Source organism: Pseudoalteromonas sp. 13-15 (assembly GCF_001468205.2).
GTDB lineage: Bacteria > Pseudomonadota > Gammaproteobacteria > Enterobacterales > Alteromonadaceae > Pseudoalteromonas > Pseudoalteromonas marina.
Genome location: NZ_CP019162.1, coordinates 700,149 through 713,044 on the forward strand (window position 1 = coordinate 700,149; position 12,896 = coordinate 713,044).

At 36.6% G+C, this 12,896-nt stretch carries 12 protein-coding genes; 8 read left to right on the forward strand and 4 right to left on the reverse strand.

Annotation, left to right across the window (positions count from 1 at the left end):
- The first annotated feature begins 2 nt into the window (after positions 1 to 2).
- Positions 3 to 1,748 (forward strand): DUF3466 family protein, encoded by a 1,746-nt coding sequence (locus tag ATS72_RS03295; protein WP_058428832.1) that lies wholly within the window; start codon positions 3 to 5, stop codon positions 1,746 to 1,748.
- Positions 1,749 to 1,818: 70 nt separating this feature from the next.
- On the opposite strand, the gene ATS72_RS03300 is transcribed toward ATS72_RS03295, so the two are convergent.
- Positions 1,819 to 2,322, reverse strand: a complete 504-nt coding sequence (locus tag ATS72_RS03300) for a DUF2062 domain-containing protein (protein ID WP_058428833.1) — start codon at positions 2,320 to 2,322, stop codon at positions 1,819 to 1,821.
- On the opposite strand from ATS72_RS03300, the gene ATS72_RS03305 reads away from it, so the two are divergent.
- From ATS72_RS03305 to tcdA, 7 genes are read left to right on the forward strand one after another with little or no spacing between them, the layout of a single operon-like run.
- Entirely contained in the window at positions 2,302 to 4,569 is a 2,268-nt protein-coding gene (locus ATS72_RS03305; protein WP_058428834.1) for a DNA internalization-related competence protein ComEC/Rec2, read from the forward strand. The genes ATS72_RS03300 and ATS72_RS03305 overlap by 21 nt on opposite strands.
- Before the next feature lie 60 nt (positions 4,570 to 4,629).
- Positions 4,630 to 6,369: a lipid A export permease/ATP-binding protein MsbA gene (gene msbA / locus ATS72_RS03310; protein ID WP_039037083.1), complete on the forward strand. Its 1,740-nt coding sequence runs from the start codon at positions 4,630 to 4,632 to the stop codon at positions 6,367 to 6,369.
- A gap of 2 nt (positions 6,370 to 6,371) precedes the next feature.
- On the forward strand, positions 6,372 to 7,352 hold the full coding sequence (lpxK, locus tag ATS72_RS03315; protein WP_058428835.1) for a tetraacyldisaccharide 4'-kinase: 981 nt from the start codon (positions 6,372 to 6,374) through the stop codon (positions 7,350 to 7,352).
- Entirely contained in the window at positions 7,342 to 7,539 is a 198-nt protein-coding gene (locus ATS72_RS03320) for a Trm112 family protein (RefSeq protein WP_006794732.1), read from the forward strand. The genes lpxK and ATS72_RS03320 overlap by 11 nt, the downstream gene beginning before the upstream one ends.
- Entirely contained in the window at positions 7,527 to 8,288 is a 762-nt protein-coding gene (gene kdsB, locus ATS72_RS03325) for a 3-deoxy-manno-octulosonate cytidylyltransferase (RefSeq protein ID WP_008127352.1), read from the forward strand. The genes ATS72_RS03320 and kdsB overlap by 13 nt, the downstream gene beginning before the upstream one ends.
- A 7-nt stretch (positions 8,289 to 8,295) precedes the next feature.
- Positions 8,296 to 8,964, forward strand: a complete 669-nt coding sequence (locus ATS72_RS03330; RefSeq protein WP_058428836.1) for a TIGR01621 family pseudouridine synthase — start codon at positions 8,296 to 8,298, stop codon at positions 8,962 to 8,964.
- Positions 8,965 to 9,762: a tRNA cyclic N6-threonylcarbamoyladenosine(37) synthase TcdA gene (gene tcdA / locus ATS72_RS03335; protein ID WP_006794729.1), complete on the forward strand. Its 798-nt coding sequence runs from the start codon at positions 8,965 to 8,967 to the stop codon at positions 9,760 to 9,762.
- Positions 9,763 to 9,768: 6 nt separating this feature from the next.
- Here tcdA and ATS72_RS03340 read toward each other — a convergent pair whose 3' ends face one another.
- The 3 genes from ATS72_RS03340 to ATS72_RS03350 all read right to left on the reverse strand — a co-directional run bounded on the left by ATS72_RS03340 (position 9,769) and on the right by ATS72_RS03350 (position 12,842).
- Positions 9,769 to 10,185, reverse strand: a complete 417-nt coding sequence (locus ATS72_RS03340) for a SufE family protein (protein ID WP_058428837.1) — start codon at positions 10,183 to 10,185, stop codon at positions 9,769 to 9,771.
- Between the two features lie 33 nt (positions 10,186 to 10,218).
- Complete coding sequence (locus ATS72_RS03345; protein WP_058428838.1) at positions 10,219 to 11,445, reverse strand: SufS family cysteine desulfurase; 1,227 nt, start codon at positions 11,443 to 11,445, stop codon at positions 10,219 to 10,221.
- Positions 11,446 to 11,555: 110 nt separating this feature from the next.
- The gene (locus ATS72_RS03350) at positions 11,556 to 12,842 is read right to left on the reverse strand and encodes a citrate synthase (RefSeq protein WP_006794726.1); all 1,287 of its coding nucleotides are present in this window, start codon (positions 12,840 to 12,842) and stop codon (positions 11,556 to 11,558) included.
- Between the last annotated feature and the right edge of the window lie 54 nt (positions 12,843 to 12,896).

The following is a 12,896-nucleotide window of genomic DNA, read 5'->3' on the forward strand; positions in this document are numbered from 1 at the left end:
AAATGAAATATAAATTACTCGCTGCCAGTATCCTAGCGACATTGAGTACATCAGCTATTAGTGCAACATATCAATTAAGTGAATTAGGCACACTCGATAATGCAAAATTTTCTTACGTTACTGATGCAAGTGAAAGCGGGCACATAATTGGTTTAGCAAATGGATTATATAACTTACCCATAGATACCAGTTATATTGATTTTACTGATAGCTTAATTGAAAGCGCCTACGATAATGAAGTTAGATCTTTTGAATTAAGTGATAAGGTTATAACTTTTACTCTTGATGATATCGAGAATAATGATGCAGCTTTGACTAATCCTGATGCGCATAACTTTATGGTTAGATTTTTATCTGGTTTATCGACTAATTTTGAATATCAAAAACTAAATTCGTTTACCGGTATTAGATTTAACGAAAATGAAGTTGTTGAACAGTCTCTTTTTGATGTTTCTTCAGTAGACTATGATGGTTTAACTCGTTCCACTTTTAACGTTTACAACGCTGTGAGCGAAGATGGAGTTTCAGTTGGTTGGGGGAGTGCACCCTATGACAAAGTTTCTTTCACACCAGAGGATGAAGATGAAGCTGAGACTTGGTTTACTCATGATTTTATCGAACGAGGAATTGTAATAGGTGCTGATGGCACAGAAGTACCTCTTGTTCCTGAATTCAATGAATACGGGGGTACAAGCCGAGCCAATGATATTGTTAAAACTAATACCGGTTATATTGTTGTAGGCAATGTGTCAACGGATATTAACTTTGAAAGATTAGAAGATATTGATGAAAATTGCGATGGCGAAGATGAACCTGTTTCTTCTTGTATTAATCTATTAAATAGCAATTTTCTTGGCGGAATTTTTAACAAGCGAGCTGTCAAGTGGCAGTTGGATGATTCCCTTAATATTACTTCTGTAGAAGAACTTGGGTTAGCTTTAACTCCAGATGAAGATGAAGTGGAAGAAGACACATTTACCAGTACTGCTTTTGCAGTAAATGCAAATGGTGTTGCAGTAGGCTCCTCACATACACGTTATAAAAATAATGATAATACATTTGTTACAATGCCTGTGTACTTCAAAGATGGCGAAGTTGTTACTTATATTGACCAAGAAAATGACTCTAATCAGACAGGGATTTCTTCAGCAATAAATGATGAAAATATTATTGCTGGTTATGTAACTCGAATAGTTGAAAACACTCGGGTAAGAAAATTCTTTTATCATGATATCGCTACTGGTAACACTGTTTACCCTACAAACTTCTTTTTAGCAGCAAACTCGACTGCTAACGATATCAATAATCAAGGTTATATTGTTGGTGAGAGTGAATTAGGTGGATCGGACAGTTCACGAGATAAAGCCGCATTTATTTATAAAATTGGTGAAGATAAAATAACTAACATTAATGACTTTTTACCATGTTATGAATCAGATGGTGAAACTGATTACCCATACACAGTTGTTGAAGCTAATGTTATTAATGAGAATAACGAAGTGTTTGGTGTTGCCACCAAAACAGTAGAAAAGCGTGACACACTTGGTGGTGTAGTGACCGATATTAACGGTAATATTGAATTTGAAACCGTCGCTGTTGCAGTTAAATTAACTCCTCTGGAGAATGGTGAAATTGAAGATTGCGCACCGCCAGAGGCCGAATTTTTTGAAAGAAGTTCAGCCAGTACCTCTTGGTTAGCGTTATTTCTATTACCATTAATTGGTATTCGACGCGTATTTCGTTTTTAAATATTTTTGAATAAAAAACCCAGCTTTCTAGCTGGGTTTTTTTTCGTCTATACTATTCAAAGGATCGATATTATTTGCGTGCAGCTCTTGCCTTTACAACAGAGCGGCGCCATAAAATATCAATGCCAAAATAGCCTATGATTGATGCTATAGAGGCACATACAAGTGAGCCAACTAAGAATGCAGGACCAATAGTTTCGATACTCTGCTCAAACCAAGTCCAGTTAAGCTCAAAAGCAAAGTGTTGTTCTGGTTGATTTAAAACAAGAGTACCAACGAGGTAAGACCCATAAAAAATAGGTGGCATGGTTAACGGATTAGTAAGCCAAACAAGTGTTGCTGAGATAGGTAAGTTAACTCTAAATAAAATAGCAGTCGCTGCGGCTAAAACCATTTGAAAGGGAACAGGGATGAAAGCAAAAAATAAACCAACTGCAAAGGCTCCTCGAGCAGAACGTCTGTTTAAGTGCCAAAGATTTGCATCTTGCAAAAGCTTACCAAAAATTTTTAACGATTTGTGATGTCTAATTTTATTCGGATCGGGTAAAAATCTTTGGATAGTTTTCTTAGCCATTTAAAGCAACCATTTACATCAGTGTGGATCAGTCTTGGTTTTGTAATTGGCTGTATTTCAACCGTGTTTTATTACGAAACTCTCGAATTTATTATTATTACAGTGTCCATTGTAATAATAGGCGCTTATTTTAAGCCGTTTTTGTCTTTATTGTTAGGCTTTATTTGTGGAATTTGTATCGTTATAGCGCATTATCATATTTTTTATAACTTTGAGCACATAATTAATGATGAAAAGTACGCATATCCAGTCGAAGTTGTAATACAAGAAGTCATCTCAAACAAAGCTCCCCAATATGTCAAAGCAAAATTAGTGCGTATTAATGGAAAATACTATTCTAATTTGAGTGCACCTAGTGCGATGTTAAGCGTTAATTTAGATCACCCATTGCGTGCTAATGATCGTTTTGTGGCAAGTGTTAATTTAAAAAAATTTAGAAGTAATAAGAACTTTAATGTATTTGATAACGAACTGTATGCATTTAAGCAGCGAATTTTCTTTAAAGGAAAAGTTCTTAATAAAGAATTAAAAATCAAAAGCAATTCAGAACAAAATAGTGTTCAAAGTTATAAAAGCTTCATTAAAAATACTTACGAAAATACAACACTAAATTGGCTTTACTATGCTTTATTAACAGGGGATAAGACGTTAATGACACCGAGTGATAAGCAGCTGATGCAATCACTGGGTTTAAGCCATTTACTTGCTATTTCAGGCTTACACATTGGGTTGGTGTTCGGGTTTGGTTTCTTCATTACAAAGTGGGTATTTATCCACGTTAAGTTGTTTAATAATCAAACGATCAATTTTTCAATTGCTTACAGTGCGATTGGTTTTGTATCAGCGTTTGTTTATGTCTATTTAAGTAACTTTTTGGTTTCAGCGACTCGTGCACTAATAATGCTTGGCTGTTATTTACTTCTATATTACTTTCAAAGGCAGCAAATGAGATGGCGCAGTATTTTGTTTGCGCTTGTTATTGTACTCGTTGTTAATCCGTTCAATACCCTTAATCCTGGATTATATTTTTCATTTTCTGCAGTCGTGGTTATTTTTTTAGTTATTAAAAATGTACCTCACTTTACCAATTCATTTCTAAAGGTACTTTTTGCATTAATTACTATTCAGGCTGCACTATTTATTGGTTTACTGCCTCTGTCTTTTTACTTTTTTAATGGCGTGAGTATTGCTGGCTTAGTCATAAACTTAGTCGCAATTCCATTTCTTTCATTTATTTTAATGCCTTGTTTAATTTTATTAACGGCTATAAGTGCCGTATTTGATATTAGTATGGTGATTATTTTTATCGATAGCGGTCTAGCTTTTATTTTTACCTGTTTAAATAAATTACCAGCAGGTTTTGGTTGGCTAAACATAGGAATTATTGGTCTAAGTGTCATTATTTATGCTTATCTTGCTCTTTTAATTTTTTATTTTTCGCCATATAGGCGGCTCGCTTTTTTACCTTTAGTCATGCTCTATATTGATTATTTACTTGCTGATAAGCCTACATGGAAATTACATGTATTCGATGTTGGGCACGGTCTTATGGCGCTTATTGAAAAAGATGATAAAGGGTTTATTTATGATTTTGGACCTAGTTACTTTAATCGTTTTAGCCGTGCTAAAAGTATTTTGTTACCTTTTATTGATATAAATAATATTGCAGTGACTCATTCTGTAGTTAGTCACCTTGATAATGACCATTCCGGTGGTTTATCTCATTTTATCGGTGCAGGTTTAAAGTTTTCATTTAATGAATTTCACCCTAATGGACCTTCAAAGGGGTGTATTCCAAATGAAGTAAACATGGCTGGGCTAATAATTAAAAGTTTCCCAACTCCCTTGTATGGTAATGAAAATGATGAGTCGTGCGTAATAAAGGTTTCATATAAAGAGTACAGCGTTTTGTTTACAGGCGATATTTCAAAAAATAGAGAGTCGCAACTGATAAACTCTAGCGATATTTTAAAAAGTACAGTGTTACTTAGTCCCCATCACGGTAGTAGTACGTCATCAAGTAATAAATTTATTACTGCAGTTATGCCACAGGTTGTTATTCATTCAAGTGCTTACAAAGGGCAGTGGCAATTTCCTAAAACTGAGGTTGTTGAGCGTTATAGAAATATTAATGCCTTGCAGTATGTTACTGGGCAACACGGGCAAATTACGGTGGAGTTTTACGAAAAGACTGTGACTGTTATTACAGCACGAGATTACCAAAGCCACTGGTTTATAAAAGATTGACGTTTTGTTTTAGTTCTAGCAAGGATACAATAGGGTCTGTAATTGAATAAAGAGAGTATTATGGATCAAAGTACTACACAAATTTACAAGCGTTTAATTTCTTACGTAGGTGCTTACAAAAGCGTGGCAATAGTTGCTATTGTCGGCATGATTGGCTATTCAGGTATGGATGCTTTATTTATTCAATTAATGAAGCCTTTTATTGATGAAGGTTTAAATCAACGAAATAACGAAGTATTAAAATACGCTCCTTTTGTAGTAATAGCTTTGGTTATTGGTCGTGGTATTTTTAATTTTATGTCATCTTATTGCCTAAGCTATGTAGGCTCGCAAGTTGTTCGTTCACTCCGCCAGGAATTATTTGAACATATTTTACATCTACCTGTTTCATTTCACGATAAAAATTCAACAGGTGACCTAATTTCTAAAATCACGTTTGATACAGAACAAGTTCAACAAGCAATAACCAAAGCATTACTGATTGTAGTGCGAGAAGGGGCATTTGTTGTGTTTCTGCTTGGTGTAATGTTCTATACAAGCTGGCAATTATCTCTGATATTTTTAGTTATTATTCCTTTAGTTGCGCTGATCGTTGCAATAGTATCTAAGCGTTTTCGTCATATTTCTAAAAATATACAATCAGCTATGGGGCAAGTAACAAGAAGCTCAGAGCAAATGCTCAGTGGCCATAAAGTGATTCATGGTTTTGGCGGTCAAGAGAGAGAAATTAATCAATTTTCTAAAATTAACAATCATAACCGACAACAACGTATAAAAATGGATGCTACAAAGGCATTAAGTGTTTCAGTTATTCAAATACTTGCAGCAAGTGCTATGGCCGTTATTTTGTGGGTGGTATCAATGCCCTCAATGATAGACAGCATTAGCTCAGGCGACTTTGTTGTGCTTATTTCATCGATGATGATGTTACTTCGTCCGCTAAAACAGTTAGCTAACGTTAATAGTGATATGCAACGCGGTATTTCTGCAGCGCAAAGTATATTTTTAATACTTGACGAAAATATAGAAAAAGATACAGGCACAGTATCTGTAACAAAAGCCAAAGGTTTAATTGAGGTCAAAAATGTGACTTTCAAATATCCCACAAAAGATGAACCTGTATTAAATAACTTAACGCTTACAATTCAAGCCGGCGAAAGTATTGCGTTAGTTGGGCGTTCGGGTTCAGGTAAATCAACAATTTCTAATTTATTACCACGTTATTATGATTTAGACTTACCAAGTCAAATACTGTTAGATGGTATTCCTTTAAATGATTATAAGCTTACAGATCTGCGACGCCAATTTGCGCTAGTATCGCAACAGGTTGTGCTGTTTAACGACACTATAGCTAACAATATATGTTATGGAATTCAGCGAGATATTTCAGATGCCGAGTTATTACAGGTAGCTAAGCAGGCCCACGTGTGGGAGTTTGTAAAAGACTTACCTGAAAAGCTAAATACGATGGTAGGTGAAAACGGAGTGATGCTCTCTGGTGGTCAACGTCAACGCATTGCTATAGCCAGAGCTATTTTAAAAGATGCCCCTATTTTAATATTAGATGAGGCAACATCCGCTTTAGATACAGAGTCCGAAAAACTGATTCAACATGCGCTTGATGACTTAATGAAAGATAAAACATCAATTGTCATTGCACATCGATTATCTACAATTGAAAATAGCGATAAAATTTACGTTATCGATAATGGCCGTGTTATTGAAAGTGGCGATCACACCAGCTTACTTTCAAACGATGGAACTTATTCAGCGTTGTGTAAAATGCAGTTTGGCGAGTAACCGTGAATAAAATCGAAAAAAGCTGGTATGAACCAGTTGGACTTATTACATTACTTTTTTTGCCATTGTCAGCTTTATTTTGGCTAATTTCGATTACCAGAAAGCAGATGTATCGTTTTGGAATATTTAAGCAATTTAAAAGCGACATACCTATTATTGTTGTTGGTAACATTAGTGTGGGTGGAAATGGTAAAACACCATTTGTATTATGGCTTTATGACTTTTTAACAAAACAAGGGTTGTCAGTTGGAATCATTAGCCGAGGTTATGGTGGTAAGGCGAGTAATTATCCTTTAATTGTTAAAGATAATACGCCAGCTGCTGAGGCGGGTGATGAGCCTAAACTTCTGTTTCATCGTCTAAAATGCCCAATTGCGATAGGGCCAAACCGACAACGCAATATTGAGTTACTAGCGCGTGATTATAATTTAGATATCATTATCTCTGACGATGGTATGCAGCATTACAAAATGGCACGCACTATTGAATGCTGTATCGTCGATAGTGAACGCCAATTTGGAAATGGGTTGCTAATGCCTGCAGGGCCATTACGAGAAACTCCTGCACGTTTGAAGTCGGTTGATTTGATTGTTGAAAACGGAGGGCAGAATAGTAATAACTACACATTAGAGCCCGCAGCGCTCAGGTCAGTAAAAAGTTCTTTTCCTGTTAGTGAATCGATTAAAAATGGCCATGCAGTAAGCGCAATAGGTAATCCTAAGCGTTTTGAAAATACCTTAAAAAAACAGGGGATAACTTTATTATCTTCAAATCACTTTAGGGATCATCACCTATACACAGCCGAAGATTTTACCCAATTTGGTAACGATAATATTCTAATGACCGAAAAAGACGCCGTAAAATGCAGCGAGTTTGCCAAAGATAATTGGTATTATTTACCAGTAAATGCAAAGCCAACACAGGCTGTAATAAATAAATTAACTTCAATATTAAAAGAAAAAGGGATCCTAAATGGCCTTTGATACTAAATTACTCGACATAATTGCATGCCCTGTATGTAAAGGAAAATTACGTTTTGATAAAGACAACAGTGAACTAATTAGTACTGCTGCAAAACTCGCATACCCTGTTAAAGATGATATTCCGGTATTACTTGAAAATGAAGCAAGAGAGTTATCGTTAGAAGAGGTTGAAAAGTGGAATTCGTAGTCGTTATACCTGCGCGCTATGCTTCAACAAGATTACCAGGAAAACCGCTAGCAGATATTTGTGGTAAACCTATGATTCAACATGTTTATGAGAAAGCATGTTTATCAGGTGCAAGCCAAGTGATAATTGCAACCGATCATCAAAAAGTATTTGATGAGGTTAGTAAGTTTACTAATGATGTTGTGATGACGCGTGAAGATCACCAGTCAGGCACCGAGCGCTTAGCGGAGGTAGTTGCTTTATTAAATTTAGATAGCAATACCATAGTTGTAAATGTTCAAGGTGATGAACCATTACTAGCTCCCGATAACGTTTTACAAGTAGCTAAGTTGTTAAATGAATCATCAGCACCCATGGCTACATTAAGCGTTGCCATTGAACATAAAGACGACATATTTAATCCTAATGCAGTCAAGGTTGTTAGCGATATAAATAAAAACGCGTTGTATTTTTCGCGTGCAAGTATTCCGTTTGATCGACATGCGATGTTAGAAGAAAAAAGAGATTTAGAGCTTTCATCATTTCAACGCCACGTGGGTATTTACGCTTACAGAGCAGGGTTTATTAATCAATATATTGCACTTAGTGTTTCACCTTTGGAGTTATTAGAGTCATTAGAGCAGCTGCGTGTTTTATATCACGGTTATAGTATTAAAATAGAGCAGGCAAAAGTAGCTCCGCATGCAGGTGTTGATACCGCTGAAGATTTAGCAAAAGTAATTGCGTTTTTACAAAATAAAAACGCGTGACCTTTGAATGAACTTAATATTAAACGTGGTATGTGAGCATGCTGATTTTTATGTTGTCGAAAAACCAGCAGAACTCAGCTTTCATTCAGAAGATGGACCTGGCTTTGTTGTGCTAGCTGAGCGACAATTTAATGAGAAACTTTACGCAGTTCATAGACTAGATAAAGTAACTTCGGGTCTAATTATTTTAGCAAGAAATAAAAGCGCTGCAGCAATTTTTACTGAGCTTTTCGCACAGCATACTATTGATAAGTTTTATCTTGCTATTACAGACTCTAAACCTAAAAAAAAGCAAGGTTGGGTTAAAGGAGACATGGCCAAATCGCGCCGTGGTACCTATAAGCTATTGGCATCTAATTTAAATCCTGCAATTACCCGTTTTTATTCAATTAGTTTTAAAGCGGGTTTTAGAGCGTTTATTTTAAAACCTTTCTCGGGTAAAACACACCAGCTAAGAGTTGCCTTAAAAAGTATAGGATCCCCAATATTGGGTGATATTGCTTACTCAGGCACGGCTTCAGATAGAACATATTTGCATGCTTATGCATTGAGCTTTACTTGGCAGGGTGAGAACTTACAATTTACGCTTTTGCCTAGTAACGGTGATGCGTTTTTAACCTTGTTACAACATGATAATTTTCAAGCATGGCGTTCGCCATGGGAACTGGACTGGTAAATGAGTGAAAAAATAACTGACATCCGCTTTGGTGGCATTAAACGTTTATATGGTCATCAGCAATTTGATTGGCTTCAAGAGGCTCACTTTTGTGTTGTTGGCATTGGTGGAGTGGGGAGTTGGGCAGCTGAGGCGCTTGCGCGCACCGGTTTAGGTAGAATAACGCTCATAGATCTTGATGATATTTGTGCGACCAATGTAAACCGTCAAATCCATGCCTTATCTGGAACGATTGGTCATGCTAAAGTCGACGCAATGAAAGCGCGTTGTGAACTTATAAATCCAGAATGCAACATTGATGTCATTGATGACTTTATAACACTTGAAAATATTAAAGAGCACATTCACGGCTTTGACTATGTAATCGATTGCATTGATGCAGTCAAAGAAAAAGCAGCACTCATTGCCCATTGCAAGCGAAATAAAATGCCTATTATTACCACTGGTGGTGCTGGTGGTCAAACCGATCCTAGTCAAATTACATTCGGTGATGTAGCTAAAACAACGCAAGATCCTTTACTTGCAAAGGTGCGCTACATATTACGTAAACAGTATAACTTTAGTAATAACCCTAAACGAAAATTTAATGTTGATTGCGTTTACTCAACAGAGCAATTAGTTTATCCAGGGAGTGATGGTAGTGTTTGCCATGCAAAGCAAAGTGCAGATGGCAGCATGAATATGGATTGCAATAACGGTTTTGGCTCTGTAACGATGATTACAGGAAGTTTCGGCTTTTTTGTAGCAGCCAAAGCTATTCGCAAATACCTAGATAAAAAGCAGCGTTTGCAGGTTTAGCACTACTTAGCTTATTTTTTGCTGTGTCATGGTTTGGATTCTATCAACCATGGCTTTAATTCCGTTACCACGTGATGTACTTAAGTGGCTAATAAGACCTAGCTTATCAAACTCCTCATACGCATCTATTTTCACTACTTGCTCTGGTGTCAGTCCGTTATATAAAGATAAAATAATTGCTAGCAAACCTTTTACGATACGTGTATCTGAATCACCAATGACTACTAACGTATTTTCTTTTAAATCAAATTCAACGAACATCCATACCTTGCTTTCACAGCCGGGAACTAGTGAAGCTTCTGTTTTTAAAGCATCAGGTAAAGCGGGTAAAGTTTTGCCTAAAAGCATTATTTCACGATACTTTTGCTGCCAAGAAGACGCTTTTTCAATTGACTCAGTGGTTTTTTTAAACGTATTTGTCATGAGTTATCCTAATAAAATATATAAAAGCGACATTTAATCTAATAAGGCGATACATTCTTTGAGTGAGTTGATGAATATGTCAACATCTTCATAGGTATTGTAAAAACAAAAGCTGGCTCTTAAGGTGCCATTTATTCCTAAATGAGTCATAAGCGGTTGCGTACAATGGTGGCCTGCTCTGACTGCAACGCCATAACCGTCAAGTAATGTTGCCAAATCGTAAGGATGCTCATCTTTAAAATTAAAACTTAGCGTGCCAGTATTGTCAGATAGATTACTGTAAATTATAATACCTTTAATGGTTACCAGTTTTTCAGCCGCATAATTAAACAGTTTTTGCTCATACTTTTGTAATTGTTCGTTTTGTAAGGCGTTTAAATAATCCAAAGCCGCAGAAAAACCTACTACGCCAGAAATATTAGGAGTACCTGTTTCAAATTTTGCAGGTGCAGGGCGATAAGTACTATGCGTAAGGTACACCTTATCTATCATTTCCCCGCCAGTTTGATACACATCTAAAGAATTAAGTTCTTGATATTTGCCATAAAGTACACCTAAACCTGTGGGGCCAAGCATCTTGTGGCTTGAGCACACGTAAAAATCACAGTTTAAGTTATGTAAATCAGGCTTTAAATGCATTGCGCCTTGAGCGCCATCTATTAAAACGAGTGAATTTACTTCTTTTGCAGCAGTAATAATGGGCTTTAAATTTGTGATATTACCAAGCATGTTAGATGCTTGTGTAATTGCAAACAAACTAGGTTTAGACTGCTTAATAAAATCACAGCATTGTTTAATATTTAATGTTCCATCATCATTAACTGGTAGTGCTAATAATTTTGCGCCTGTTTGCTCACTAAGTACTTGCCAAGGCACAATGTTAGCATGATGTTCTAATACTGAGATAATAATAGTATCGTTTTGGTTAAATCGGCTTCGTAAACCATTACTTACTAAATTTATTGCCTCTGTAGCACCCTTAGTCCAAACAATTTCTTTACTTGATACATTAAAATACTTGGCTGTTTTGTCACGAGCTTGCTCGTATAAGCTTGTTGCACGCTCGCTCAATGTGTGACGGCCGCGATGTACATTTGCATTTTGGCTAGTATAAAATTCATTTATAGCGTCTATGACTGATTGGGGTTTTTGAGTGGTTGCTGCAGAGTCTAAATAAACAAGTGGGTTAGCATTTATCTGCTGCTTTAAAGTAGGAAAGTCATTTCTAATTTTATTAATATCAAATTCTAAAGCAGGCATAGCTCTTCAACATGGTCATTTTGAGGCGCAAATTGTAATGGGTTTATAATAATTCTCAAGTATTGAACACAAAAAAGGCCGCAAAAGCGGCCTTTTTAAGCTAAATAATATTAGCGCTTGTCGGTAGATACGTAGTCACGGGCAGTGTAACCAGTATACATTTGACGAGGGCGGCTGATTTTATGACCAGGCTGAGAAAGCATTTCGTCCCAGTGAGTGATCCAACCAACAGTACGTGCCATTGCAAAAATTACAGTGAACATGCTTGTTGGAATACCAATCGCTTTTAAGATAATACCTGAGTAGAAATCTACGTTAGGGTATAGTTTCTTCTCAACAAAGTATGGGTCTTCTAGGGCAATTTGCTCAAGCTTCATTGCAATATCAAGAAGAGGATCTTGAATGTTAAGCTCTTCTAATACTTCGTGACACGTTTGACGCATTACTGTTGCACGTGGGTCGAAGTTTTTGTAAACACGGTGTCCAAAGCCCATTAGACGGAACGGGTCTGACTTATCTTTTGCTTTAGCTACGTATTCATCGATACGATCAACTGAGCCAATTTCTTCTAACATGTTTAAACATGCTTCGTTAGCACCGCCGTGAGCAGGGCCCCATAAAGAAGCGATACCAGCTGAAATACACGCATATGGGTTCGCACCCGAAGAACCCGCAAGACGAACTGTAGATGTAGAAGCATTTTGTTCGTGGTCTGCGTGAAGCATGAATATTTTGTCCATTGCTTTAGCAGTAATCGGGTTTACTTTGTACTCTTCAGCTGGAACAGAAAACATCATGTGTAAGAAGTTTTCTGCATAGCTAAGGTCATTTCGTGGGTATACAAAAGGCTGGCCAATGTTTGTTTTGTATGCCATTGCAGCAATTGTAGGTAATTTAGCAACTAATCTAATAGCACTTGTTTTGCGTTGTTCAGCATCAGTAATATCTAAATCTTCATGATAAAAAGAAGATAGAGCACCCACAACACCACAAAGCATTGCCATTGGATGTGCATCAAAGCGGAAACCTTGGAAGAAATTAGCAATTTTTTGATCTAGCATTGTGCTGCGAGTAATTTTCTCTGCGAATGCATCATATTGCTCTTTAGATGGTAACTCACCGTTAAGAAGTAAGTAGCAAAGTTCAATATAGTCTGATTCTTCAGCAAGTTGCTCAATTGGGTAACCGCGGTGAAGTAAAACACCTTTACCACCATCAATGTAGGTGATTGCAGATTCACAAGAACCAGTCGACATGAAACCTGGGTCATAGGTAAAGTGGCCATGTGAACCTAACGTACGTACGTCGATTACATCTTGGCCAGCAGTGCCTTGATAAATTGGAAGTTCGATTGGATCAAGTCCATCAATATGAACTGTGGCTTTTTTATCTGCCATCGCTATGTATCTCCTATTAAGATATCTATTCTGATTTTTAGATTTTTAAAGTTC